Annotated in this window: 26 protein-coding genes; all 26 read left to right on the top strand. The window is 45.5% G+C overall.

The window, feature by feature from the left end; translation table 11 throughout:
- The first annotated feature begins 9 nt into the window (after window positions 1-9).
- The 26 genes from fliQ (at window position 10) to proS (ending at window position 25,271) form a co-directional block, all read left to right on the top strand.
- Window positions 10-279 (top strand): flagellar biosynthesis protein FliQ, encoded by a 270-nt coding sequence (fliQ, locus tag T3H97_RS10000; RefSeq protein WP_007430038.1) that lies wholly within the window; start codon window positions 10-12, stop codon window positions 277-279.
- Window positions 280-289: 10 nt separating this feature from the next.
- Window positions 290-1,075, top strand: coding sequence for a flagellar biosynthetic protein FliR (gene fliR / locus T3H97_RS10005; RefSeq protein WP_023988198.1), 786 nt, complete (start codon window positions 290-292; stop codon window positions 1,073-1,075).
- On the top strand, window positions 1,075-2,187 hold the full coding sequence (gene flhB, locus T3H97_RS10010) for a flagellar biosynthesis protein FlhB (RefSeq protein WP_254327932.1): 1,113 nt from the start codon (window positions 1,075-1,077) through the stop codon (window positions 2,185-2,187). Before fliR ends, flhB begins: the two co-directional genes overlap by 1 nt.
- Window positions 2,188-2,210: 23 nt before the next feature.
- The gene (gene flhA / locus T3H97_RS10015) at window positions 2,211-4,244 is read left to right on the top strand and encodes a flagellar biosynthesis protein FlhA (RefSeq protein WP_016820963.1); all 2,034 of its coding nucleotides are present in this window, start codon (window positions 2,211-2,213) and stop codon (window positions 4,242-4,244) included.
- The gene (gene flhF / locus T3H97_RS10020; protein ID WP_328802424.1) at window positions 4,241-5,683 is read left to right on the top strand and encodes a flagellar biosynthesis GTPase FlhF; all 1,443 of its coding nucleotides are present in this window, start codon (window positions 4,241-4,243) and stop codon (window positions 5,681-5,683) included. Before flhA ends, flhF begins: the two co-directional genes overlap by 4 nt.
- On the top strand, window positions 5,680-6,567 hold the full coding sequence (locus T3H97_RS10025; protein WP_328802425.1) for a MinD/ParA family protein: 888 nt from the start codon (window positions 5,680-5,682) through the stop codon (window positions 6,565-6,567). Before flhF ends, T3H97_RS10025 begins: the two co-directional genes overlap by 4 nt.
- A gap of 30 nt (window positions 6,568-6,597) precedes the next feature.
- Complete coding sequence (locus tag T3H97_RS10030; protein ID WP_328802811.1) at window positions 6,598-8,142, top strand: chemotaxis protein CheB; 1,545 nt, start codon at window positions 6,598-6,600, stop codon at window positions 8,140-8,142.
- Window positions 8,143-8,175: 33 nt separating this feature from the next.
- A complete protein-coding gene (locus T3H97_RS10035) occupies window positions 8,176-10,272 on the top strand; it encodes a chemotaxis protein CheA (RefSeq protein WP_328802426.1) in 2,097 nt (698 codons plus the stop codon).
- Window positions 10,273-10,334: 62 nt separating this feature from the next.
- On the top strand, window positions 10,335-10,796 hold the full coding sequence (locus T3H97_RS10040; protein ID WP_007430046.1) for a chemotaxis protein CheW: 462 nt from the start codon (window positions 10,335-10,337) through the stop codon (window positions 10,794-10,796).
- A gap of 3 nt (window positions 10,797-10,799) precedes the next feature.
- Window positions 10,800-11,426 carry a chemotaxis protein CheC gene (locus tag T3H97_RS10045; protein WP_071640509.1) on the top strand — a complete coding sequence of 209 codons (627 nt, stop codon included), beginning with the start codon at window positions 10,800-10,802 and terminating at the stop codon, window positions 11,424-11,426.
- A complete protein-coding gene (locus tag T3H97_RS10050; protein ID WP_010346358.1) occupies window positions 11,419-11,916 on the top strand; it encodes a chemotaxis protein CheD in 498 nt (165 codons plus the stop codon). The genes T3H97_RS10045 and T3H97_RS10050 overlap by 8 nt, the downstream gene beginning before the upstream one ends.
- Window positions 11,917-11,918: 2 nt before the next feature.
- The gene (locus T3H97_RS10055) at window positions 11,919-12,332 is read left to right on the top strand and encodes a hypothetical protein (RefSeq protein WP_328802427.1); all 414 of its coding nucleotides are present in this window, start codon (window positions 11,919-11,921) and stop codon (window positions 12,330-12,332) included.
- 14 nt (window positions 12,333-12,346) lie between these two features.
- Window positions 12,347-13,135 carry a FliA/WhiG family RNA polymerase sigma factor gene (locus tag T3H97_RS10060; RefSeq protein ID WP_013309911.1) on the top strand — a complete coding sequence of 263 codons (789 nt, stop codon included), beginning with the start codon at window positions 12,347-12,349 and terminating at the stop codon, window positions 13,133-13,135.
- Window positions 13,136-13,179: 44 nt separating this feature from the next.
- On the top strand, window positions 13,180-14,589 hold the full coding sequence (locus T3H97_RS10065) for a flagellar assembly protein A (RefSeq protein WP_328802428.1): 1,410 nt from the start codon (window positions 13,180-13,182) through the stop codon (window positions 14,587-14,589).
- Between the two features lie 82 nt (window positions 14,590-14,671).
- On the top strand, window positions 14,672-14,992 hold the full coding sequence (locus tag T3H97_RS10070) for a hypothetical protein (RefSeq protein WP_328802430.1): 321 nt from the start codon (window positions 14,672-14,674) through the stop codon (window positions 14,990-14,992).
- Between the two features lie 41 nt (window positions 14,993-15,033).
- Window positions 15,034-15,666, top strand: coding sequence for a hypothetical protein (locus T3H97_RS10075; RefSeq protein WP_328802431.1), 633 nt, complete (start codon window positions 15,034-15,036; stop codon window positions 15,664-15,666).
- Entirely contained in the window at window positions 15,663-16,310 is a 648-nt protein-coding gene (locus tag T3H97_RS10080) for an endolytic transglycosylase MltG (RefSeq protein ID WP_328802432.1), read from the top strand. The genes T3H97_RS10075 and T3H97_RS10080 overlap by 4 nt, the downstream gene beginning before the upstream one ends.
- A gap of 253 nt (window positions 16,311-16,563) precedes the next feature.
- Window positions 16,564-17,262 carry a 30S ribosomal protein S2 gene (rpsB, locus tag T3H97_RS10085; protein ID WP_013309916.1) on the top strand — a complete coding sequence of 233 codons (699 nt, stop codon included), beginning with the start codon at window positions 16,564-16,566 and terminating at the stop codon, window positions 17,260-17,262.
- A gap of 131 nt (window positions 17,263-17,393) precedes the next feature.
- On the top strand, window positions 17,394-18,044 hold the full coding sequence (tsf, locus tag T3H97_RS10090; RefSeq protein WP_013309917.1) for a translation elongation factor Ts: 651 nt from the start codon (window positions 17,394-17,396) through the stop codon (window positions 18,042-18,044).
- Between the two features lie 120 nt (window positions 18,045-18,164).
- Window positions 18,165-18,893, top strand: coding sequence for a UMP kinase (pyrH, locus tag T3H97_RS10095; protein WP_013309918.1), 729 nt, complete (start codon window positions 18,165-18,167; stop codon window positions 18,891-18,893).
- Window positions 18,893-19,447 (top strand): ribosome recycling factor, encoded by a 555-nt coding sequence (gene frr / locus T3H97_RS10100; protein ID WP_029517013.1) that lies wholly within the window; start codon window positions 18,893-18,895, stop codon window positions 19,445-19,447. The genes pyrH and frr overlap by 1 nt, the downstream gene beginning before the upstream one ends.
- Before the next feature lie 84 nt (window positions 19,448-19,531).
- Window positions 19,532-20,299: an undecaprenyl pyrophosphate synthase gene (locus T3H97_RS10105; protein WP_023988210.1), complete on the top strand. Its 768-nt coding sequence runs from the start codon at window positions 19,532-19,534 to the stop codon at window positions 20,297-20,299.
- A 17-nt stretch (window positions 20,300-20,316) separates the two neighbouring features.
- On the top strand, window positions 20,317-21,108 hold the full coding sequence (locus tag T3H97_RS10110) for a phosphatidate cytidylyltransferase (RefSeq protein WP_328802434.1): 792 nt from the start codon (window positions 20,317-20,319) through the stop codon (window positions 21,106-21,108).
- Window positions 21,109-21,253: 145 nt separating this feature from the next.
- On the top strand, window positions 21,254-22,393 hold the full coding sequence (locus T3H97_RS10115; protein WP_328802435.1) for a 1-deoxy-D-xylulose-5-phosphate reductoisomerase: 1,140 nt from the start codon (window positions 21,254-21,256) through the stop codon (window positions 22,391-22,393).
- A gap of 106 nt (window positions 22,394-22,499) precedes the next feature.
- A complete protein-coding gene (gene rseP / locus T3H97_RS10120) occupies window positions 22,500-23,771 on the top strand; it encodes an RIP metalloprotease RseP (protein ID WP_328802436.1) in 1,272 nt (423 codons plus the stop codon).
- Between the two features lie 51 nt (window positions 23,772-23,822).
- The gene (proS, locus tag T3H97_RS10125; protein ID WP_103047860.1) at window positions 23,823-25,271 is read left to right on the top strand and encodes a proline--tRNA ligase; all 1,449 of its coding nucleotides are present in this window, start codon (window positions 23,823-23,825) and stop codon (window positions 25,269-25,271) included.
- Window positions 25,272-25,348 lie beyond the last annotated feature (77 nt).

The following is a 25,348-nucleotide window of genomic DNA, read 5'->3' on the forward strand; positions in this document are numbered from 1 at the left end:
AGGACGGCAATGACTTCGGAGTTTATTATTTCCCTGGCTGGGCAAGCGGTGTACATTGTACTCAAGGTGAGCGCTCCGATGCTGATTTTGGGGCTAGTCGTGGGTTTGATTATCAGCATTTTTCAGGCGACAACCCAAATTCAGGAGCAAACACTAGCCTTTGTTCCGAAGATTGTCGCCGTATTGCTGGCATTGCTTTTGTTCGGGCCCTGGATATTGACCACATTAGTGGACTTTACGTATAACATTCTGGACAATTTGTACAAATATATAGGTTAGGCTGAATGTTATGAACATATTGTTACAGAGTTTTCCTGTTTTTTTGCTGATTTTTTGTCGGATTACCTCATTTTTTGTAGTAGCGCCTATTTTTTCAACCCGAGGGGTACCTAATATCTTTAAGGTCGGAATTTCAGGGTTTCTAGCTTTGGTCGTGTATCTTACATACGGTACGCATCAACAGGTACCGACCGATGTAGCGTATGTGCTGTTAGTGGGTCGTGAAGTGCTGATTGGGTTGTTATTGGGGTTTACTGCATATCTGTTCATGACAGCGATCCAAACCGCAGGTTCATTTATAGACCTACAGGTGGGCTTCGGAATGGCGAGTGTGTTTGATCCCATGACTGGGGCTTCAACGCCTTTAACGGGGAATTTTAAGTTTGCCATTGCAGTATTGTTCTTTTTAAGTATAAATGGGCACCATCATCTGCTAAATGCTATCTTATACAGCTATGATTGGGTACCGTTGACAAATGATTTTTTTGTAAAGCTGTATGGTGGCAGTGTAACTGAATTCCTGGTACGTTCTTTTGCGGAATCATTTATGCTTGCTTTTCAAATTGCTGCTCCCATTGTAGTGGCTACCTTTTTAACAGATGTGGGACTTGGTTTTTTAGCTAAAACAGCGCCACAATTCAACATTTTTGTTATTGGTGTACCTCTTAAAATTATTGTGGGACTGTTCATGTTACTGCTTCTCATGCCAAGTTTTGCTTTTATATTCGAAAGATTGTTTTCGGTGATGTTCGAATCCATGCGCAACTTGTTGGATATTATGGGTAATCGTCCTTAATGTCTGGTCTGGAGGAACGTAGTTTGTCATTTAAATATGCTATGAACCTGCAGTTGTTCTCAGGGGAAAAAACGGAAAAAGCTACACCCAAAAAGAAACAGGATGCAAGACAAAAAGGGCAGGTTGCCAAAAGCATGGAGTTGCCCGCCGCTGGTGTCCTGCTGGTTACGTTTTTTTGCCTCATGATTTTCGGCGGGTATTTTAAGGACCATGCAGTTCGACTATTTCGAGATATTTTTGTGAATCGGCTCTCTATGGAGGTAACGCCGAACACAACGCTGCTGATGATGGGTGAGTACGGCGTGCAAATCTTGATTATGCTTGCGCCTATTTTCATTGGGGCTATTGTCATCGGGATAGCAGCCAATTACATGCAGATCGGTTTTTTATTAACCGGAGAGGGCATTACGCCCAAGTTTAGCAAGATTGATCCGATTAAAGGATTCAAAAATATTTTTTCCATGAGGTCATTGGTTGAATTCCTAAAATCTGTTTTAAAAATGACCGTAATTGGTTATCTGGTGTACAGCGTACTCTGGAAAACAAAGGCTGACCTACCCAAACTGGCTGAAATGTCCGGCGATCAGATGTTGAGCTTTACAGCTTCATTAACGATGGAACTGGGGCTCAAAATTGGTGTGGTGCTGTTCGTTTTAGCGGTATTGGATTATATGTATCAACGTTACGAGCATGAGAAAAACCTGAGAATGTCCAAACAGGATATCAAGGATGAATACAAGAAAATGGAGGGTGACCCGCTGATTAAAGGGAAAATTCGCGAGCGTCAGCGCCGTATGGCTATGCAGCGTATGATGCAGGAGGTTCCTAATGCAGATGTCATCATCACCAACCCTACGCACTTTGCTGTGGCTTTGAAATATGACGGTTCGGAGATGGAAGCGCCGCAGATCATTGCGAAAGGGCAAGATTACGTTGCACTCCGAATTAAAGAAATTGCCAAGCAAAACGGCGTAATAACGATGGAAAACAAGCCGCTGGCGCGGGCGCTGTTTCAAAGAGCCGAAATCGGGGATGCGATACCAGCTGACCTGTTCCAGGCCGTTGCCGAAGTGCTGGCGTATGTATATAAATTAAAAGGTAAAGTGAAATAAAGGGATCGGAGGGCTAGAGACCCGTGAAAATAAAAGAAATAACTGTCCTTGCAGGCGTCATCGGTATCGTTCTTATGATGATTCTCCCGATCCCATCATGGCTGCTGGATATCCTACTCGTCATTAATATTTCTATTGCTTTGATGATTCTACTCGTTTCTATGAATACGAAGGAAGCTTTACAGTTCTCTATTTTCCCTTCATTGCTGCTCATTACAACGTTGTTTCGTCTGGCACTTAATATCTCTACAACCAAACTTATTTTAGGTGAGGGACATGCAGGGGAAGTAGTTGCTACGTTTGGTAGTTGGATTGCAGGAGGGCAAATTGCCGTCGGTTTTGTTGTCTTTCTCATTCTCGTGGTCGTACAGTTCATTGTTATCACTAAGGGATCTGAGCGGGTTGCTGAGGTAGGCGCACGGTTTACATTGGATGCGATGCCGGGTAAACAAATGAGTATTGATGCTGATCTGAATGCAGGTTTGATCAATGAGCAGCAAGCCCGTGAACGACGCAGTAAAATCGAACGGGAAGCAGATTTTTACGGAGCGATGGATGGTGCGAGTAAATTCGTTAAAGGTGATGCCATTGCTAGTATTATCATTTTGATCATTAACTTGGTCGGTGGCTTTATTATCGGTATGGCCGTTCAGGGAAAAGGATTTCAAGAGGCGCTGTCGACGTATTCTGTTCTCACCATCGGTGATGGACTGGTCAGCCAGATTCCCGCACTGCTCATATCCACGGCGTCAGGCTTGATTGTTACGCGGGCTACGTCGGATGGCAACTTGGCAGAGGATTTAACTGGACAGCTCTTTTCTTATCCAAAACTGATCTATATTGTGGCTGCCACAATTGCATTATTGGGTCTTTTCACGCCTATTCATATCATTACAACTCTTCCACTGGCGATACTGCTGTTTTTTGCGGCTCGAAGAATGCAGGGCAATATGGAACGCAAGCAGATAGCCGATGAACAGCTGGAAGAGGAGCAACAAATTGAAGAAGTCCGTAGTCCGGAAAGTGTCATTAATTTGCTTCAGGTAGATCCAATTGAATTTGAATTTGGATACGGGTTAATTCCGCTGGCGGATACACAGCAGGGCGGGGATTTATTGGATCGGATTATTATGATCCGTCGTCAATGTGCTTTGGAGCTGGGTTTGGTTGTGCCGGTCATTCGTATTCGGGACAACATTCAGCTCAAGCCTAACGAATATGTAATTAAAATTAAAGGTAATACCGTGGGCGGCGGAGAGCTTCTGTTAAATCATTACCTGGCTATGAGTCCGGGATACGACGATGATTCTATTACAGGAATCGAAACAACAGAACCTGCCTTCGGATTACCTGCGCTCTGGATTGATGAGAACACCAAGGATGTTGCAGAACTATCGGGTTATACCGTAGTTGATCCACCTTCAGTTGTAGCTACTCATCTTACGGAGACGATCAAGAAACATGCTCATGAGTTGCTTGGCAGACAGGAAACACGGTCGCTGGTCGACAATCTCAAAGAGAATTATCCAGTGCTGGTGGACGATCTTATTCCTTCTGTGCTTGCGATTGGGGATGTACAAAAAGTGCTGGCCAAGCTGTTGAAAGAAAAAATCTCCATTCGCGATATGGTGACTATTTTCGAAACGCTAGCTGACTACGGTACTTATACAAAAGATCCCGACGTGCTGACTGAATATGTCCGTCAGGCGTTGTCCCGCCAAATTACGCAGCAATTTGCCCAACAGGGGGAGACGTTACGCGTTATTACAGTGGGACCAGGATTGGAGAAGAAAATTGCTGAAAGCGTGCAACAGTCGGAGCAAGGTAGCTATTTGGCTCTTGACCCGGTGTCTACGCAAACGGTGTATCAAAGGATGATGGAGCAGATCAACCGACTTATTCAATCTGGACAGCAGCCTATTGTGTTAACATCACCGACAATTCGGATGTATTTGCGGCAAGTGATGGAGCGGACGATGCAGGATGTCCCGGTGCTGTCGTACAGTGAGCTGGAGCCGAACGTTGAAATTCAAAGTGTCGGGGTGGTGAACTTATGAGAGTAAAACGATATGTAGTGGATACCATGCCAGAAGCCATGCTGCAAATCAGGGGTGACTTAGGAACAGACGCCGTCATTTTAAGTACAAAGGAAATGAAGGTCGGCGGTTTCATGGGAATGTTCAGTAAAAAGAAAATCGAAGTGGTTGCAGCGGTAGAGGAGAAGCAACCTCAAAAGCCACGACGGTTTGGACCATCTTCACAAGAGCTTGCCCGGGCGGCTTCACCTCAAATGAACGCTCCTGAACAGCCAGAAAAGTCATTTATGCCTGTGGTTCCCAGACAAGCTGCTCCAGAAGCTTACCGGCGGGTAACGCAGATGACGAGTGGTTCCAAAGAAGAACAAGCTGAATTAACGATCGATGCAGAACAAGCAGCTTCAGCAACTGAGCATTTGTCATCTAGGTCTGCTAATAATCTGGAGACTATGTCTCAAGCACTTGATCATGAAGCATTACTTTCGAACATGAAATCATCCAGTGAACTGTCTAAACAGCCCATGGAAGCAAGTGTTCCAGACAAGAGCGGAGCAGAGGAAAATCAGGCTCTGCTTAATGAATTGCGGGAAATGAAAGCTATGATGACTCGGTTTTCCCGAAACTCTTCAATGGAAAGTACTTGGCCGGGGCCGCTGCAAGAGATTTGTGAGCGTGTGCTGGAACAGGAAGTGGAACGTGATTTACTGGAGTATTGGCTCGAACAGGTATATGTGCGTCGGAGTGAGCACCCTTTTGCGCCTGAAACTTTTGATTGGGAACAAGCCTTTCGTGAGGAAGTGGCTAGTTTTATTCAGACAAGACTGGACAAAGGGATCTCCAAAGATACCAAAATTGTGTATGTGGCAGGTCCTACCGGAGTAGGGAAAACAACAACCATTGCCAAGTTAGCAGCAGAACAGTTGTTTAAGCATCATCGCAAAGTTGGATTTATTACTTCTGACACGTACCGGATTTCTGCCGTCGAGCAACTGCGTACATATGCTACGATTTTAAATGTACCGCTTGAAGTTGTGCAATCTCCCGGTGACGTTCACAGAGCCATTCAACGTCTGGAACATTGTGACCTGATCCTCATGGATACCGCAGGACGAAATTATCGTAATGAATTACTTGTTTCGGAACTGCAAAGTCTGCTTTCGCCTATTAATGAAAGTGAGACGTATCTGGTACTCAGCCTGACATCCAAAAGTAAAGATATGCTCAATATAACTGGACATTTCAGTAAGTTTGGTCTTGGTAAGGTTGTATTTACTAAGATGGACGAGACAGGTAGCTGCGGTGGGATGTTTAACCTTTTGCATCATTTTCCGATGCAGCTGGCCTATATTACCAATGGACAAAATGTTCCTGACGACCTGCTTCATCCCGATACAGAAATGGTGACAAGCATGCTGCTTGGACCCAAAGCATCATCAGGAGCTAACGGAGATTCCATATGAGTGACCAAGCCCAATCACTTAGACAAATGGCTTCTTCCTTGGATAAATATCGATTGCCCCCACGTAATCGTCAAGCAAAGATTATAACAATCACCAGTGGTAAAGGCGGGGTGGGCAAATCCAATTTTACGCTGAACTTTGCTCTAGCTCTGCAATCCCTTGGCCGAAAGGTACTTGTGTTTGATGCTGATATCGGTATGGCCAATATTGATGTATTAATGGGAGCCAATTCACAATACAATCTTCTTCACCTGCTAAAACGCGAGAAATCAATTGATGAAATTATTCAAACGGGTGTAGGTGGTTTGCCTTATATTGCTGGAGGATCGGGCTTGAGCGAATTGTTTACGTTATCGGATGACGATCTAAATTATTTCGCCGAAGAAGTAGAGAAAATGGCGGCAGATATGGATTATATTCTATTTGATACAGGTGCAGGTTTATCTAAAGAAAACCTTAAATTCATCACTTCAGCTGACGAATGCCTGGTCGTAACTACGCCAGAACCGACGTCCTTAACAGATGCGTATGCGCTAATTAAAGTCGTCAGCGGGTTGCAAAAGGATACGGTATTCAAAATTATAGTCAATCGTGCCGATAACGATAATGAGGCCCGTCAAGTTGCCGATAAGATCGCACTGGTTGCGAAACGCTTTTTGGAGATCGATATCCCGTTGCTTGGACATATCAGTGATGATACTCATGTCATGCAAGCAGTCAAAAGGCAAGTACCTTTTATGGTTGCTTTTCCGGGATGTGCGGCTTCAAGAGATGTATTGAATCTGGCACACCGTTTTGCAGCAATGCCACAGATTCCGCAATCAGGTGCATTGAGTGGAATTAAAGGGTTTATGCAAAAATGGTTGCGGCGTTCTGTACATTGATTTTGATGAGAGGAAACAGAGGTGTTTAACATGTGTGCTTACCGGGTGCTGGTTGTAGATGATTCGGCCTTTATGCGCAAAATTATTACAGATTTAATTGTAAGGGATGAGTCGTTCAACATCGTAGGTACAGCCGCCAATGGCAAAGAGGCTGTAGAGAAAGTGAAGGAATTGCAGCCCGATTTGGTCACCATGGATGTCGAGATGCCTGAAATGAATGGTCTTGAAGCATTGCCATTGATTATGGCAGCCCATCCGCTACCTGTTATTATGCTGTCAGGCATTAATGAACAAGGCATGAAGGAGACCATCATGGCTCTGGAGGCAGGAGCTTTCGATTTTATAAGAAAGCCTTCCATTGCTCATGCGCAAGATATTGAGCAAGTGAGCAAGGCACTACTGGAACAGATGCACACTGCTATGCAAGCAGTGCGGAGCCGCCTGGAGCGCAAGGAAGCTAATGAGCGCAAAGCTGCATTGGAACAAGCGAAAAAAACGCCACAGGAAAAGCCTCCAGGACAGGCTGTGCCTGAGAAACGAGCAGGCAGTCAAGCTTCGACAGACAAGCCTCCTGTTGTTCCGCTTGCTCCTTCACCTGCTGTATCAGCTCAGCCGAAGCGTGATGCTGGCAAGTCCGTCCCGGCAACAGCTAAGCAGGAAACGAAACGACAACAGTCTGGAACATCTGTTACGGCGGGGCGCATAGAACAGCCAGCTGCTCAGTCAAGCAAGTCAGTCCAAGCATCTACTGTTCAGAAGAAGGAAGACTTGTCCAAGGGGATGGCACGAACACCAGGGAAATTAAACAGTTCTAATACGGCCGCTGACAAATCGCTGCATGGTAAGGATAAAGCAGGGCTGGTTAAACCGGAGCCCCGTAAGACGGTGATTTCATCAGCTACTCCTATTACTGCGGCTGCTACGCCTCCAGTAACGGCACCTACAGTTCCTGCCGCACCTAAGGGATTTTCTCTTAAAAAAGGTGTGCACACGTCCAGCTTTCGCAAACTGGTGGCGGTGGGATGTTCTACGGGTGGCCCGCGGGCGCTTAAGACGCTGTTGGAACGCATTCCTGGTGATTTTCCTGCTCCAATCGTTATCGTTCAGCATATGCCGCCAAACTTCACTCGTTCGCTGGCACAACGCTTAAACACGTTAAGTCCACTCCGAGTTGTGGAGGCTGAGCAGGGAATGACGCTGGAGACTGGAACGGCCTACATTGCTCCAGGGGGATATCAACTAAGAATTGTGCCAGGAGCCGGTGGTAAATACACGGTATCACTGAAGATGGAGGAAGCTCGCAATGGTCACCGTCCTTCCGTAGATACGATGTTTGAATCGTTGCTCTCGTTAACCTCGTTGGAGCGGCATCTAGTATTGCTCACTGGAATGGGGAGCGACGGGGCCAAAATGATGAAAAAGCTTTATGATGCTGGGGTACAATCCACATTTGCTGAAAATGAGGAAACTTGTGTAGTGTACGGAATGCCCCGCTCAGCAGTAGAGTTAAAATGTGTGCGTCACCTTCTGCCAATGCAGGAGATCGCCCCCAAGCTTGTACAAGTTGTGAAATAATCGGAGTGTAACTCATGGAGGAGGTGTCTCACAATGGACATGAACCAATATTTAAACATGTTTATTGATGAGTCGAATGATCATCTGCAATCTCTTAACGAAAAAATGCTTCAACTGGAAAGCAATCCAACCGATCTAGGCATCGTTCAGGTGATTTTCCGTTCTGCCCATACCCTCAAAGGAATGGCTGCTACGATGGGATTTGAAGACCTAGCATCGCTAACTCACCAAATGGAAAACGTTCTTGATCTGGTACGTAACAACAAGCTGGCGATGCATGAATTTATATTCGATACCTTATTTAAAGGATTGGATGCTTTGGAGTCCATGGTGCAGCACATTACAGAGGGAGGCGACGGAAAAGCGGATGTCTCCTCTATTGTATCTTCACTACAATCCATCGTGAGTGGGGATTTCCAAAAGTCCGGCGCAAATGCTGCCACTGAGGAGTCTCCATCTAAAAAAGTGGACAAAAACGATAGTGCTGGGCTTGTCTTGGATCAGTTCCAGTATTCTGTACTGGAGCAATCTATTTCTGAAGGACATCGTGTTCACTATATACAGGTAACAATCAGCTCAGAGAGCCAGTTGAAAGCGGCACGTGCCTTTATGGTGTTCAATACGCTGGAAAACTCTGGTGAAATCGTCAAGGCCTATCCGTCGGTACAGGATATTGAGCAGGAGAAATTCGAGCAAAGCTTCTCGTTATATTACATAACGCAGAAAGAAGTTGGGGAGCTGGAAAAGGAAATCGCGGGTATCTCTGAAATTGACACTGTCTCAGTGGTACAACTAGATCAGGAATCGCTTAAACAAATGAGCGAAGTTACTGCTGGACTAGCTGAGGCTGCTGCGGTGCAGGAAGCACCTGTTGCCGTGCAACCATCCGCTCCATCCCAGCCGCAGTCTCCAGTTGCGGCCTCTATGGCTAAGCCAGCAGCAGGTAAAGCGCCAGTAGCTAAGGCAGCTGCGCCTACGCATAATCGTACGATTCGCGTAGATATTGAACGCCTGGATGTACTTATGAACTTATTTAGCGAGTTGCTCATTGACCGTGTGCGGTTAGAGCAGTTGGCAAGTGAAGCTTCCAATCCAGCACTGACAGAAACGGTAGAGCACATGAGTCGTGTGAGCAGCGATTTGCAAAACGTCGTTCTTAAATTGCGGATGGTACCAGTAGATACTGTTTTCAATCGTTTCCCGCGTATGGTGCGCGATCTGGCCAAATCGCTGGATAAAAAACTTGATTTGGTTATTACTGGAGCAGAGACTGAAATGGACCGCACTGTTATCGACGAAATTGGCGATCCTCTGGTGCATTTGCTTCGGAACTCCGTGGATCATGGCATTGAGTCGGTAGCCGACCGGATTGCAGCTGGTAAACCTGAAACAGGAACGGTTAACTTGCGTGCTTTCCATAGCGGAAATAACGTATTCATCGAAATTGAAGATGACGGAAATGGTATTAATCGCGATAAGGTACTAAACAGTGCTATTTCTAAAGGGATTTTGACAGCAGAGCAAGCAGCAGTCATGACCGACGAGGAAGCCTATCAGGTATTGTTTGCTCCGGGCTTTAGCACAGCTGCAGTCATTTCAGACGTATCAGGACGCGGTGTCGGTTTGGACGTTGTTAAATCCAAAATCACTGCTTTGGGTGGCAATGTTACTGTTCACTCAGCACTGGGCCAAGGCACTAATTTCTCTGTGCAATTGCCGCTGACCCTATCCATTATTGCAGCCATGATGATACAGATCGGTTCTGAAAAATATGCGATTCCATTGTCCTCCATTGTGGAGACTGCGATCGTCAAACGGACACAAATTCGTTCTGTACATGGCAATAAAATGATTGCTTTCCGCGATTCTCATATCCCGCTCATCTCCTTGAGTCAGCTGTTCGAGGTTCCAGACTTCAATGAAGATGAAGAAGAAGAGACAGAGGTCGTGGTCATCCGCAAGGGAGACCGTCTGGCAGCTCTTTCCGTACAGGACTTTTTGGGACAGAGTGAAATTGTTCTTAAAAATCTGGGCAAATACCTTCCAAACATCCAAGGAATTTCAGGCGCCACGATTCTGGGTGACGGTCAGGTTGCTTTGATCATTGATCCGAATGTTTTCATTAAATAATGTCTTCATCAGAAATGAAAGAAATGTGAAGTTGCTGACATCAATAAGGAGGGTTTTTAGACATGGGAGAAGAAATTAAAGTTATCGTATTTAAGCTTGGTGAAGAGGAATACGGTGTTGAAGTAGAAAAAGTCCAATCTATTGAACGCATGGTGCCGATTACACGGGTTCCAAGAACCTACGATTTTGTGAAAGGCGTATTCAACATGAGAGGCGTAGTCATTCCGGTTATTGATCTTCGTGGCCGATTTGGATTACCTGAAGCTGAATATACCGATCAAACCCGTATCATTATCGTTGCAGTGGGTGAAATGCAAGTCGGCTTTATCGTTGATTCAGCGAATGACGTTATTGACCTGAATACTGACAACATCGAGACACCACCGGAAGTGATTGGCGGAGTTAAGGCTAAATACCTTCGCGGAGTTGCTAAAATTGGTGAAGAGCGCTTGTTGATTATGCTGAACTTGTCTGAAGTCCTGAATCGTAGCGAAATGAACCAACTGGAAGGCTTAGAGGATTAACATATGGAAAATCTTGGTAATCTCGAAGACTTCAAATTGGATGTGTTGAAAGAAGTCGGCAACATTGGCTCGGGGAACGCTGCTACAGCGCTCTCCCGTCTTCTCAATAAACCGGTCGACATGGGTGTCCCCAAAGTACAGATGCTGCCCTTTGAGGAAATTGCCGACAAAGTTGGCGGATATGAGCAACTTGTTGTTGCAATATTTTTTAGGGTAGAAGGGGAAGCCCCCGGCAATCTATTCTTCATATTGCAGCCTCAGGCGGCAAAAGGCTTACTTTCCCGTTTGGCGAATATTCCTTCAGATGACGAGGACAGTTTTAATGAAATGGAGCACTCAGCCCTGTCTGAGATCGGAAACATTTTAGCAGGCTCATATCTGTCTTCGCTGGCCGATTTTACACGTTTATCTATGTATCCAACAGTCCCTGCACTGGCGTTGGACATGGCAGGTGCAATTCTTAGCTACGGACTGCTGCAGTTTGGGCAGATGGGGGATGCTGCATTATTGATTGACACATCGTTTCTGGAAGGGCAGAATCAGATAGAGGGTCAATTTTTCCTGATTCCTGATCCAGAATCGTTCGGGAAAATCTTTAGGTCGTTAGGAGTCCCGATGAACGATGATTGAGGATAAAAGCATCATTAAAGTCGGTATGGCTGACTTAAATGTTACCAGTAACCCGAACTCGATTCGCACGACAGGACTTGGCTCCTGCGTCGGATTGACTCTCTACGATCCTCACTTGAAACTGGCAGGTATGGCACATGTGATGCTACCATCCTCGGATATTGCACGTGAAGGGCAACTGAATATTGCTAAATACGCCGATACGGCGCTGCCCGAGTTATTTGAGCGGATGCTGAAATTGGGTGCTGAACGACGCAGACTGATTGCCAAAATGGCAGGGGGAGCGCAGATGTTCGCCTTTGCCGGTAGTGGGGATACCATGCGCATTGGTCCACGTAATGTAGAATCATGTAAAGAAATGCTCGTAGATCTCGGCATTCCTTTGATTGCGGAGGATACAGGGGGCAATTATGGACGAACGATTGAGTTGGACTCTGAAACTGGCGTTTTGAATATTCGAAGCGTACAAAAAGGTGTAAAGGAATTATAAACATGTTATTTGGCAGCTTACGCATTAATCTTTGGTCTGGAGTAGTCGGATTTATTCTGACTTTTGTGTTGTCCGTTGGCAGCAATCTGCTGACCACGAGCTTAATTCGTGGCTTGATCGCCTTCGTTTTTTGGTTCCTACTTGCATTTGTGCTGCGCTGGACACTAGGTGTGGTAGCGCGGCCAGATCTGGGGAATGCCCAAAGCCGGGCAAGCTCTCAGGTAGATGGCGTAGGGGGGAATCTGGACCTGACGACACCAGACGAAAATGAAGACCTGAATGAATTGCTGAAACCGAAACCAGAGAAGAAGGACGAGGGGAATAATGGTTTTGCACCTTTAAACCCACCTAAGCTGGTTTCCAACAAGGACCCTGAAGAATTGGCCAAGGCCGTTCGTCACCTGACAGACAAATAAGGAGGGTGAAGCCGATGAACGAGCGAAAAGCCGCTCATTTAAACCATTCCGAACTATGGGAACAATGGAAAGAACACGGTGACAAGGAAGCAAAAAAACAGTTAATTGAAAAGTATCTCCATATTGTGGAATATGTGTCAGGCCGTCTTGCAGTAGGCTTGCCTAAAAATGTATCCAAAGATGATCTGGCGAGCAACGGCGTTATGGGTTTGATTGACGCTTTAGAGAAATTTGACTATGAGCGTGGCTTGCAGTTTGAGACCTATGCTTCTTGGCGTGTTCGTGGAGCGATTTTGGATGGTCTTCGTCAAGGGGATTGGGTTCCTCGTTCAGTTAGGGAAAAAGCGAAAAAAATCGAGGATGCCTACCAGCACTTGGAACAAAGATATCTACGCACGGTAAGCGACGAAGAGATGAGTCATTATTTGGACGTTTCTGAGAAAGAGTTTCAAAATATGATCCAGGAGGTCGCCGTTATGTCGATTGTCTCCCTGGAGGACCCGATCCGCGAAGAGGAATCGGAAACACGGCTTTCCCTTTTGGTGGACGAGAAGGCGAAAAATCCGGATCATAAGGTCAATGAATTTACACTTCGTGATGCCCTTGCACAAGGCATTGATAAATTGACTGAAAAAGAGCGTATCGTTGTTTCTTTATTGTATTACGAGGATTTGTCACTCAGCGAAATCGCTGAGGTCATGTCGCTATCTCCATCGCGAATTTCACAGTTGCATTCCAAAGCAATATTACGTCTGAGAGCGACATTGGACAAACAACGGGATTTGCTAATGCGTAAAGATTAACGTACGGGAGGTTACAGTAACAGTTAGACGGAAGGAGCACCCTTGTGGAGAAGCAATATGCTTTGGACCAGTTTTTAAAAGTGGTTGTCTCACCTGACAAACAAACCGCCTACTTGGAGTTTGCCAAACGTGAAGAAGGCTTTGCCTGTTCTGTGGAAGAATTAGAGCGTTTTCTAAGCAACCAAAAAATATCCTACGGTTTAATGACCGATGCAATTCGCGTATTTGCGGCAAGTCCGGAAGATCATTTCTTCGGAAAATTACTGATTGCTCAGGGAAAGCAGCCGATTCATGGCACAGACGGAAAAATTAATCTGGCTGATATTGTGACTGACGAAGATGCACATAAGCCGCTTGAAACCGTGGATGGACGGGTGGATTATAAAGAACTAACTCGTTTAAGAAATGTAAAACGTGGTCAACTGATTGCCGAACGGGTGGATCCTCTGCCAGGTGTACCGGGGATTGCTGTAACCGGAGAGGAAATTCCTTTTCTTCCAGGTAAAGAGGCGCGTTTTAAAGTCGGAAAAAATGTAGTGATCCATCCAGAAGGTGTTGCGATGTATGCGGCTATTGACGGACTGGTGACTACGACTGAAAAGGGCAAACTTAATGTATTCCCCGTATATGAAGTGAACGGGGACGTCGATTATAGTGTCGGTAACATTGATTTTGTTGGAACCGTCGTCATTCGTGGGAATGTTTTGACAGGTTTTCGCGTTCGGGCGGCTGGTGACATTCGTGTCATCGGTGGTGTGGAAGGCGCTGAAATTGAGGCGGAAGGTTCAGTGGAAATCACTGGCGGTATTATCGGATATCATAAGGGGTTCGTGAAAGCTGCACAAAATGTCAAATGCTCATTCATACAAGATGGTAACGTGATTGCCGGAGGCGATATACTTGTATCCCAGAGCATCATGCATTCCCAGATTAAAGCGAGTGTAAATGTACTCTGCGAGGGGACCAAAGGGCTTATCGTAGGTGGCAGTGTACAAGCTGGTAAAAAGGTAGTGGCTCGTACCATCGGTAATACGATGTCCACAGCTACTGTTATCGAAGTGGGTGTGCTTCCTGAACTGCGCGATGAACTGACAGAACTCCGCGCACGTTTGAAGCAGCAGACAGACAGCCAGGATAAAACGAATAAGGCCCTTACCATATTGGATCAGCTTGCCGCCGCCGGACAGCTTGCACCTGAAAGAATGGCTATGCGAATCAAGCTGACATCTACTAAAAAATCTAATGAACAGGAGCTTTTGGAAACCAAGTCCAGAATGCTTGAAATTGAACGAACATTAGAGGATACAAGCCGGGCACGGGTAGAAGTGAAAAATGTGATTTACGGTGGTTCTAAAATAGTTATCGGCAGATATACAAAATTTATTAAAGATTCAGTGGAAAGAATGGCGTTTTATTATCATGAGGGAGACATCAGCATGTCCTCCTACGTGTAATTCGGCACACTGATAAACAACATTCAACATTGTATTCCTTGGAAGACAGATACGGATGCCCAATCGGAAAGGGTGTGGTCCAATGAGCTTGAAGGCTGTTGAATTGCAAATTGCCGTACCTCGCACCAGCGAAGCAGGAAAATACCAAAGTGAGTCCCAACAGCGGCCGATGAATGATCAAGCATTGCTTGGACAAAAGGCCGCGCTGGAGACGGAGAACATGCGTCAGCGAAGCAGTGCCGTAGATCAGTCTGCGGAAACATTCGTTGGTGAGCGGCAAACAGGAGGGCAGAGCAGAGATTCTTCCCAGCAGAGCCGCTCCCAATCAGATGAGACTGAGGTGTCTAAGGAGCATCCGGCAGAGCATCCGTACAAGGGACACCATATTGATTTTTCGCTCTGATCCGACAGGTGGAGAAGCGTTATTAAAGGAGACGATGGGCAGTGGATCAACCATGGATTTATATTGTTCTGCTGGGCGCTGCAGCTGTTGTCTACGCCTGGCTTCTGCCAAAGCGCCAGCCAGGCCGGGGAACAGAAGGGGCCGTCGTTCAAAAGGTCGAGGCCACATTGGAGCAGTATATGGCCGATATTGAAAACGACAATGACGAGCTGATTGAGCTCGTATCTGGTATGAAGCAGGAGCATACAGTTAAGCAGGCGGCATTACAGGAACAAGTAGCTGAGCTTCGGAGCCGTATTATGGAGCTTGAGCGCCAGGCTATGTTTGCTACTGTCTCTATGCAAACCGAGCCTGTATCTAAGGAAATACAACATACAGCTACTTCTCATCAGGCAGCGGTTGCATACGGTCAATTTCAAAGTCCGCAACCTGGAATGTCTGTGCAGGAAGGCTACTCTGGTTCAGAAGCTCCCCTCATAACTATAGAGGAGCAGACGGCATTACAAGACGCTGAAACTGAGCAGGAAGCAGAGTCCATCCGTGATCGTTATCAAGAGTTGTTTGCGCTGCATGAGCAAGGCAAGTCGGTGGACTATATAGCCAAGCAATCAGGCATTCAACGGGGTGAAGTACAGCTTATATTGCAACTCGCGGAGCGGGAGGATGTAACGTGATCAAAAACCGTTCATTTATGCTAGGCATGGGTACTGGTCTTATAACTGGGGCATTGCTGTTGCAACTGGCAATGATCGGTCAGGGACAATCACAGCAATCTTCCACAGACCCGAAAAACATGACGCGAGAGCAATTAGAAAAGGCTGCAGCCGAATTAAATCTTCAGATCAGTGACAGCTCTGATCCGAAAATGACAGAAGAGGAATGGCGTAATAAGGTGATCAAGGAAGGTAATAAAACTCCAGTTGCACCCCAAAAGGCTAAACCAGCTCAAACGCCGGCAACACCAAAGGCACCTACAAACAGCACATCCTCGGATGCTTCTAAACCTTCGACCAGCGCATCGGTTCCACAAAGTCCGAATAAGCCGCAAACTCAAAAGTCTGGCACTACAACGACTCCCAATATCCCCAAACAGCCTGCCACCCCACAAGTGCAGTATAGCATTGCATCGGGAAGCAATTTGAGAAGTGTGGCATCAGGATTGCAACGGGCAGGGGTTGTATCGGATGCTAGTGCATTTGAGGCAGCAGCTAAGGCCCAAAAAATCAATACCAAAATTCGTACCGGTACCTATCAGTTTGCTAAAGGTGAGGATTTCAGCTCTATCATTACTAAAATTACGAAAAAGCCGTCCAACTGACCAGACCGGGAAGTGGACGGCTTTTATTCATGCTGACAAGTTCGATAAGAGGCGTAAAACGTCACATTTTGCGTTGTTCCAACTATTGTCGAAAAGTTGGTTGCAACGATGCAAGTGTTATGGTATATTAATTGACGGTGTTAAAAACGCACGTCGGTTAATTTTATAGAGGGTGCTTTCCCGTGGAAAGTCTTTATGAAAAATGATGTCGGCGGAGGACACACAAAAAACCAAACTTAGGAGGTGCGTGAAGATGGCAGTAATCTCCATGAAACAGCTTTTGGAAGCTGGGGTTCACTTTGGTCACCAAACACGTCGCTGGAACCCGAAAATGGATCGTTATATCTTCACTGAAAGAAACGGTATTTACATCATTGACTTGCAAAAGACAGTGAAAAAGGTTGAGGAAGCTTACAACTTCGTAAAAAGCATTGCAGCTGAGAATGGTACAATTCTGTTCGTAGGCACGAAGAAACAAGCACAAGATTCCGTTAAAGAAGAAGCAGCACGCGCTGGTCAATTCTACATTAACCAACGTTGGTTGGGTGGTACGCTGACTAACTTCCAAACGATTCAAAAACGTATTGACCGTTTGAAACAACTGGAAGCTTGGGAAGAAGACGGTACATTCGCTGTTCTTCCTAAAAAAGAAGTTATCATTCTTCGCAAAGAAAAAGATCGTCTTGAAAAATTCTTGGGCGGTATCAAAAACATGAAGGGCCTTCCAAGTGCTCTGTTCATCATTGATCCACGCAAAGAACGTATCGCGGTTGCTGAAGCTCGCAAATTGGGTATCCCAATCGTAGGTATCGTTGATACAAACTGCGATCCAGACGAAATCGACTATGTTATCCCAGGTAATGACGACGCAATCCGCGCTGTTAAATTGCTGACAGGTAAAATGGCTGATGCAGTTATGGAAGCAAACCAAGGCGAAGAAACTACAGCATAATATTTCCATTAGGAAATACCTATATGAATTAAATGAAAAGGGTGGTTGGCAGGTGTATAACCTCTCACTACCCTTTTTTTAAGGAATAAAGCATGGTATACCACTGAAAATCAAATTTGGAGGGAAATAATATGGCAGTTAATGCTAGCGCAGTAAAAGAGCTTCGTGAAAAAACAGGCGCAGGAATGCTGGATTGTAAAAAAGCGCTTGAAGAAGCAAACGGTGATTTGACAAAAGCGGTTGAAGTTCTGCGCGAAAAAGGACTTGCAGCTGCAGCCAACAAAGCAGGTCGTATTGCTACTGAAGGTGTTGTTGAATCCTACATTCATGCTGGCGGCCGTATCGGCGTACTGGTAGAAGTAAACTGCGAAACAGACTTCGTAGCTAAAACAGACCAGTTCAGAGATTTTGTACGCGACATTGCAATGCATATCGCTGCATCGAACCCTCGTTATGTTCGTCGTGAAGAAGTGCCACAGGAAGAGATCGAAAAAGAAAAAGAAATCCTGAAAGCACAAGCTCTGAACGAAGGTAAACCAGAAAAAATCGTTGAGAAAATGGTTGAAGGCCGCATTGGTAAGTTCTATGAAGAGTTCTGTTTGCTGGAGCAATCTTTCATCAAAGATCCGGACAAAACAATCTCCACGCTTATCAACGAAAAAATCAGTACAATTGGCGAAAACATCTCCCTGCGTCGCTTTGTTCGTTTTGAACTGGGTGAAGGTCTGGAGAAAAAAGAAGACAACTTCTACGAAGAAGTTATGTCTCAAGTGAAACAATAATTACCAACGAACGGTAATTGCATATGGAAAAACGGAAATGGAACACATCAGTGTTCCTTTTCTTGCAACAGGACACCTATCCTGTTACATAAAGTATAAATGATATTGGAGGGTGATCATTTGGAAAAACCTGTGTTTAAGCGTGTTGTCCTGAAAGTTAGTGGTGAATCGCTGTCAGGTCCTAACGGCTACGGTATTGATGCGGATACGATTGCGTCCATTGCCGAACAAGTCAAAGACGTAGTGGAACTGGGAGTAGAAGTTGCTATTGTGTGTGGAGGCGGTAACATCTGGCGTGGTATTGCTGGAAGTGCCAACGGAATTGACCGGGCCACAGCGGATTACATGGGTATGCTGGCAACGGTAATGAACTCACTGGCCTTACAGGATGCTTTGGAACAGATTGAAGTACCTACGCGTGTACAAACATCCATTGCGATGCAACAGATTGCAGAACCTTACATCCGCCGTAGAGCTATCCGTCATTTGGAAAAAGGTCGGGTTGTTATTTTTGCAGCAGGTACAGGTAATCCGTTCTTCTCGACTGATACTACTGCTGCACTACGTGCCGCTGAGATTGAAGCGGAAGTGATTCTGATGGCTAAAAATAAAGTGGATGGCGTATATTCTGCTGATCCGTTTAAAGATAGCACAGCCGAGAAATATGAGCAGCTTACGTATTTGGATGTGCTCAACAAAAACCTCGGTGTCATGGATTCTACTGCTTCCTCGTTGTGCATGGATAACAATATTCCGTTGATTGTCTTTGCTATTACAGAGCAAGGTAACATTAAACGTGTCGTGCTGGGTGAGAAAATTGGTACGATCGTCAAAGGGAGTGTAAATTAATGCCACAATCTGTGAAAAAGAGTGCTGAGGAACGCATGCAAAAAGCAATCCAAGCATTGCAACGTGATCTTGCATCTTTGCGTGCAGGACGGGCGACACCAGCTTTACTGGACCGTGTACAGGTAGAGTATTATGGTGCAATGACTCCAGTCAACCAGCTGGCGAATATCAATACACCTGACAGCCGGACCTTGATGATTCAGCCTTGGGACAAATCTTCCTTGGCCGATATCGAGCGCGCTATACAAAAATCCGATTTAGGCTTGACACCTTCGAATGATGGTAACACCATTCGTCTGAGCATTCCTGCTTTGACGGAGGAACGCAGAACTGACTTGGTGAAGTTGACGAAGAAGAACGGTGAAGAAGCGAAGATCGCTATTCGTAACATTCGTCGTGATGCCAATGATGACATCAAAAAATTGGAGAAAAGTGATATTTCCGAGGATGAATCACGCAAACATCAGGAAGATATCCAGAAAACAACTGATAAGTTTATCGCTGAAGTGGATAAAGTTTTAGCTGCAAAAGAAAAAGAAATTATGGAAGTTTAAAAGATTGGCAGCCCCTCCCTTACGGTGGGGTTTGTCTCTTTTCAAGCCTGAGGCACATTTTCAGAGAATGCTGGAGGAACTGGAATGATCAAACGGGTTCGGTCTTGGTGGAACGGGGAACAAAAACAGCAAACACCGGCCATTTCAAAAGACAATATTCCGCAGCATGTTGCTGTCATCATGGATGGGAACGGCAGATGGGCCAAACGGATTGGAATGCCGCGGATTGTAGGGCACCAAAATGGAATGAAGGCAGTGAAACGCACAGCAATTGCGGCGGATGAACTGGGTATTAAGTATTTGACTTTGTTTGCATTTTCAACTGAAAATTGGACGCGTCCAAAGGACGAAGTTGATTTTCTAATGCGCTTACCGCAGGAATTTCTGGCTATTGAGCTAGATGAGCTGATTGAAAAAAATGTGCAAGTGCGTATGATGGGAAATAAGGAACATTTACCTTCCCATACCGTTGAGGCGCTGACTGAAGCGACTCGACGAACTGAAAATAATACCGGACTTGTTCTTAATTTTGCATTAAATTATGGAAGTCGGTTGGAAATCACAGAATGCATGCAAACATTGGGCCGTCAAATTGCGGATGGGAAGCTTAAAACAGAAGATATAACATCTGAGCTGATCGGTAATACGTTGCTTTCTAGTGGGATGCCAGACCCTGATTTACTGATTCGAACAAGTGGTGAGCTTAGACTTAGTAATTTTATGCTCTGGCAGCTTGCCTACAGTGAGTTGTGGTTTACTGATATTTATTGGCCTGAGTTTAAGAAAGAACACTTATACGAAGCAGTGATCGAATATCAGCAAAGAACACGGCGGTATGGCGGACTGAAGTAAATGGAGGATGAAAGCCGTTGAGACAGAGATTAATTACCGGTATTCTGGCAGGCATATTCTTTTTGGCGATGGTCCTGTGGGGCGGCTTGGCCTACCATTTGCTTATATTGGCGATGGCCCTAATCGGATTTTATGAGTTCGCACGAATGACGCAGGTATCGCCTTTTGGAGGTACAGCAATACTTGGATACGTAAGCATATTAGCTTTTGTATTCCCGTATGAACCTTTAGGTTTGCACTCCCCCTTACCCTTTGCCAGTATGCTTTGGCTGGTAATGATAGCTTTTATGATCATCACGGTAGGAACAAAAAATAAAATCCCGATTCAAACGGTAGCTATATTGTTTCTTGGTACCGTTTATATAGGGTTTGGATTTTCGTATATTGCGGAATCACGTCATATGGAACATGGGCTGTTGTGGACATTTTTATTATTGGCTTGTATTTGGGCAAGTGATGCAGGGGCATATTTTGTAGGCAAAATGGCAGGAAAGACGAAATTGTGGCCTGCGATCAGTCCGAACAAAACGGTCGAAGGATCCATTGGCGGCATCGTTTTAGCGTTGGTTATAGCTTTGGTATTCGCTGGATTATCAGGTGGACTGCTGCCATGGGACAAAGCCATAGGCATCGGTTTGTCATGTGCAGTTGTGGGACAACTGGGTGATTTGGTACAATCTGCATACAAACGAGTGTACGGCATCAAAGATTCCGGTAATCTGCTGCCAGGGCACGGTGGTATACTAGACCGCTGCGACAGCTGGATTGTCGTTTTTCCATTTGTACATATGCTGATGCTGCTTCCATGAGTCTATTGATTACAGTTTATGCTCAGGCTAATCTCTATGCTGCTCACTCTGCGCTACTAGAAGGTTGGAACCAGTATCATAGCTGCCTGAATAACAATCAATGAGCTCCTGGATAAAAGTGATTTTCAGGATAGGAAGGTGCATCATGAAAAGAATTACGGTACTTGGTTCAACCGGATCTATTGGAACTCAAACGCTGGATGTAGTGTCCATGCACCCGGATCAGTTTACTATTGAGGCTTTAGCAGGTGGTTCTAATATAAAGTTACTTGCTGAGCAGGCGCATCTTTATAAACCCAAAAAAGTGTCTGTGGCTACTCGGCAGTTGGCGGATGAAATTCGTCCTTTACTGCCTTCTGGAATGGAACTGTATTGGGGAAATGAAGGACTCGTTGAGCTTGCTGCGAATACAGAGGCGGATATGGTTGTGACGGCTGTAATGGGCAGTGTCGGATTGCACTCCACGCTGGCCGCGATTGAGGCTGGAAAACAGATCGGTTTGGCCAATAAGGAAACACTGGTTACTGCTGGTCATCTGGTCACAGCGCGGGCTCGGGCGAAAGGAGTGCCGTTGCTGCCGATTGACAGTGAGCATTCAGCTATTTTCCAATGCTTGAATGGTGAGCGTATGAAAGATGTGGCACATATTACTCTCACAGCATCAGGGGGTTCTTTTCGAGATTTGACAAGAGAACAGTTGCGTGAAGTTACAGTGGAAGATGCACTCAAGCATCCCAATTGGTCAATGGGGGCCAAAATTACAATTGATTCAGCAACGATGGTAAACAAGGGGCTGGAAGTCATTGAGGCGCATTGGCTATTCGGACTTGATTATGAGCAGATTCATGTGTTGCTTCATCCGGAAAGCATTATTCATTCCTATGTTGAGTTTCAGGATACAAGCATTGTTGCTCAACTTGGGAATCCGGACATGAGAGTACCCATTCAATATGCATTGACTTATCCTGAGCGTATGAAGTCCCCGGCGAAGCCGTTGTCACTGGCTGAAGTGGGCAGACTCCATTTTAAGGAAATGGATTATAATCGTTTTCCTTGTTTAAGGCTTGCCTTCGAATGTGGTAAAATGGGTGGTACAGCACCGACCGCATTTAATGCAGCTAATGAGATTGCTGTTGCCCGTTTCCTGCGTGGAGAAATTTCTTTTCTGCATATTGAAGCTATTATTGAACGTGTGCTGGAGCGGCATGTCAATGTGGCTAATCCTGATCTGTCTGCGATTGAAGCATGTGACGGAGAGACTCGTAGCATAGCTGAGGGGTTGTAGGCTAATGTTGGGTTAGAAACGAAATGTGATTCTCTTGTGCGGGATCGGAGAATAATGATAATCTAGGAAGACAAACTCGATCTCATTGAAAGGGGAACGGAAACGATTGGAAACGATTCAAATAGTGTTGATGACGGTGCTCATGTTTTTCGTCATAGTGACGGTGCATGAATGGGGGCATTATTATTTTGCCAAGCGCGCCGGGATTCTGGTACGGGAGTTTGCGATCGGTTTCGGTCCGAAACTGTTTTCTTATAAAAGAAACGAGACGCGATTTACGTTGCGTTTGTTGCCGTTCGGTGGCTTTGCCCGCATGGCGGGAGAGGATCCGGAGGTCAATGAAATTGAGACCGGACAAACGATTGCTGTACGCGTAACGGATGACGTTGTGAAGACCATCTATCTGGATCAACTGGATAATCGCAAGAATGTGGTGCGCGGCGAAGTGTTGGATATTGATCTGGAACAGTCGTTAACTTTAAAATTGGATGTAGATGGCGAAGATCAGCAATACACTGTGCACCCGCAAGCGATGATGGTAACCAAAGGACAATCCATACAGATTGCACCCAAGGATCGGCAGTATGGGAGTAAAACAGTAGGACAGCGTGCGTTGGCTATTTTTGCTGGACCACTGATGAATTTTATTCTTGCCTTTATTTTGTTTGGTCTGCATATTCAGATGGTCGGCATACAAGTGGACAACCCGACTTATGTCCAAATTAGTGAAATTACAGCAGGTATGCCTGCTGCTGAAGCTGATTTGCATAAGGGAGATATCATCGAATCGGTGAATGGAGTAGCCATTGGTGCGAATGTTGAAAACATGATCAAATTGATTGCGGATTCTCAAGACAAGCCGATGAAGTGGACGGTTCGCCGTGATAATAAGACCTTTGATCTTACTATTACACCTCGCGCAATGGAAGGACAAAAGGGTGGCAAGGTGGGCATTGTGCCTGAACTTCCAAAACGTCAAGCAGGTGTGGGGGAAACGTTCAAATTTGCCGGACAATCCATGGTCAGAACGACTGATATTATTTTCCAAGGATTCAGTCAGCTCATTCAACGTTTTTCTATCAATGACCTGGGAGGCCCGGTACGTACTTTTGAAGTGACGGGGCAAATTGCCAAGCAGGGGATTGAGCAGTTGACGTATTGGACTGCTATAATGAGTCTTTACTTGGGGATATTTAATTTATTGCCTATTCCGGCGCTGGATGGAAGCAGACTTGTTTTCCTTGGTGTGGAGGCGGTAAGAGGACGTCCCGTTGATCCGAGCAGGGAAGGTATGGTCCATTTCGTTGGTTTTGCTATGCTATTCCTGCTTATGATTGCGGTCACGTATAACGATATTTTACGCTTAATTAATGGTTAATTAGAGACGGACTTATATAAAAATGGTCTGTATGGGAGGACATGCATTTCTATGTCGAACGATAAACAGTTTGTCGAGGAAATTACGCCGCAGAGCGAAGATTTTTCCCGATGGTATATTGATGTTATTAAAAAAGCAGAACTGATGGATTATTCCCCTGTTCGCGGATGTATTGTATTCCGCCCCGATGGTTTTGAAATTTGGGAGCATATCAAAGAAGCTATGGATGTGCGCTTCAGAGAAACAGGTCACCGTAATGCCTATTTTCCAATGTTCATTCCAGAAAGCTTTTTTCAAAAGGAAAAAGAGCATGTTGAAGGGTTTAATCCTGAACTGCCTTGGGTAACCGAGGCTGGCGGGGAAAAGCTGGAAGAGCGTCTTGCAATTCGTCCGACTTCGGAAACCATGATTGGTCATATGTACTCCAAATGGATTCAATCCTATCGTGATCTACCCGTGCTTATTAACCAATGGGCTAATGTAGTGCGTTGGGAAAAACGCACGCTGCCTTTCTTGCGCACAAGTGAATTTTTGTGGCAAGAAGGTCACACGGCCCATGAAACAGAAGAAGAAGCACGTGAAGAAACGATGAAAATGCTGGAAGTATACCGTGAGGTTATTGAGGAAGTTCTGGCTATTCCGGTTATTACTGGACAGAAAACACCTTCTGAAAAGTTTGCAGGTGCGAAGGATACATTTTCACTGGAAGCGATGATGAAGGATGGACGGGCGGTACAAGCTGGGACCTCCCACTATATGGGAACTAATTTTGCCGTTGCATTTGACATTAAATATTTGAGTCGTGAAAACAACTTGGAATTCGCGCATACGACTTCATGGGGAACAAGTACACGTTTGATCGGTGCACTGATTATGGTCCATGGAGATGACCGTGGTCTGGCATTGCCTCCTAAAGTTGCGCCTACGCAGGTTATTATGGTTCCAATTGGACCACCTAAGAAGCGTGATGCCGTTATCGCTCGTGCAGATGAACTATTTGCTGAGTTGAAACAAGCGGGAGTGCGTGTTAAAATGGACGACCGCAGCGATGTAAGTCCAGGTTGGAAATTTAATGAATATGAAATGCGTGGTGTGCCGGTTCGTCTGGAAATCGGGCCTCGTGATATGGAAAACGGTGTCTGTGTGCTCGTATCTCGTATCAGCGGTGAGAAAAAAATCGTGCAGCAGGATAATCTGGTTGAGGAAGTACACGCGATGCTCGCACAGGTACAGCAGGAGATGTTTGATCGTGCGAAAAATTTCATGGAAGAAAACTTCTATTCCGTCGATACGCTGGATGAAATGAAGACTCTCATGGAAGAAAAACGAGGCTTTACTTTGGCAGGCTGGTGCGGATCTGAAGAATGTGAAGACAAAGTTAAAGAAGTAACAGGTGCTACAAGCCGTAACATACCGTTTAAAACAACCGAGCAAAAGTCCACATGTTTGTGCTGTGGCAAACCTGCCAAGCACACAGTAGTGTTCGCACGGGCGTACTAATATAGAAGTAGGGCAATATCACTATACTCACTTCATTCTTTTCGCTGACATGGTAGCTGTTACGGGACAATGTTCCG

Source organism: Paenibacillus sp. LX16, from assembly GCF_036252815.1.
GTDB lineage: Bacteria > Bacillota > Bacilli > Paenibacillales > Paenibacillaceae > Paenibacillus > Paenibacillus polymyxa_B.

Coding starts and splice junctions, on each gene's coding strand:
- fliQ (WP_007430038.1), top strand. CDS start 10: ATGACTTCGGAGTTTATTATTTCCCTGGCTGGGCAAGCGGTGTACATT.
- fliR (WP_023988198.1), top strand. CDS start 290: ATGAACATATTGTTACAGAGTTTTCCTGTTTTTTTGCTGATTTTTTGT.
- flhB (WP_254327932.1), top strand. CDS start 1,075: ATGTCTGGTCTGGAGGAACGTAGTTTGTCATTTAAATATGCTATGAAC.
- flhF (WP_328802424.1), top strand. CDS start 4,241: ATGAGAGTAAAACGATATGTAGTGGATACCATGCCAGAAGCCATGCTG.
- T3H97_RS10025 (WP_328802425.1), top strand. CDS start 5,680: ATGAGTGACCAAGCCCAATCACTTAGACAAATGGCTTCTTCCTTGGAT.
- T3H97_RS10030 (WP_328802811.1), top strand. CDS start 6,598: ATGTGTGCTTACCGGGTGCTGGTTGTAGATGATTCGGCCTTTATGCGC.
- T3H97_RS10035 (WP_328802426.1), top strand. CDS start 8,176: ATGGACATGAACCAATATTTAAACATGTTTATTGATGAGTCGAATGAT.
- T3H97_RS10040 (WP_007430046.1), top strand. CDS start 10,335: ATGGGAGAAGAAATTAAAGTTATCGTATTTAAGCTTGGTGAAGAGGAA.
- T3H97_RS10045 (WP_071640509.1), top strand. CDS start 10,800: ATGGAAAATCTTGGTAATCTCGAAGACTTCAAATTGGATGTGTTGAAA.
- T3H97_RS10050 (WP_010346358.1), top strand. CDS start 11,419: ATGATTGAGGATAAAAGCATCATTAAAGTCGGTATGGCTGACTTAAAT.
- T3H97_RS10055 (WP_328802427.1), top strand. CDS start 11,919: ATGTTATTTGGCAGCTTACGCATTAATCTTTGGTCTGGAGTAGTCGGA.
- T3H97_RS10060 (WP_013309911.1), top strand. CDS start 12,347: ATGAACGAGCGAAAAGCCGCTCATTTAAACCATTCCGAACTATGGGAA.
- T3H97_RS10070 (WP_328802430.1), top strand. CDS start 14,672: ATGAGCTTGAAGGCTGTTGAATTGCAAATTGCCGTACCTCGCACCAGC.
- rpsB (WP_013309916.1), top strand. CDS start 16,564: ATGGCAGTAATCTCCATGAAACAGCTTTTGGAAGCTGGGGTTCACTTT.
- tsf (WP_013309917.1), top strand. CDS start 17,394: ATGGCAGTTAATGCTAGCGCAGTAAAAGAGCTTCGTGAAAAAACAGGC.
- frr (WP_029517013.1), top strand. CDS start 18,893: ATGCCACAATCTGTGAAAAAGAGTGCTGAGGAACGCATGCAAAAAGCA.
- T3H97_RS10105 (WP_023988210.1), top strand. CDS start 19,532: ATGATCAAACGGGTTCGGTCTTGGTGGAACGGGGAACAAAAACAGCAA.
- T3H97_RS10115 (WP_328802435.1), top strand. CDS start 21,254: ATGAAAAGAATTACGGTACTTGGTTCAACCGGATCTATTGGAACTCAA.
- proS (WP_103047860.1), top strand. CDS start 23,823: ATGTCGAACGATAAACAGTTTGTCGAGGAAATTACGCCGCAGAGCGAA.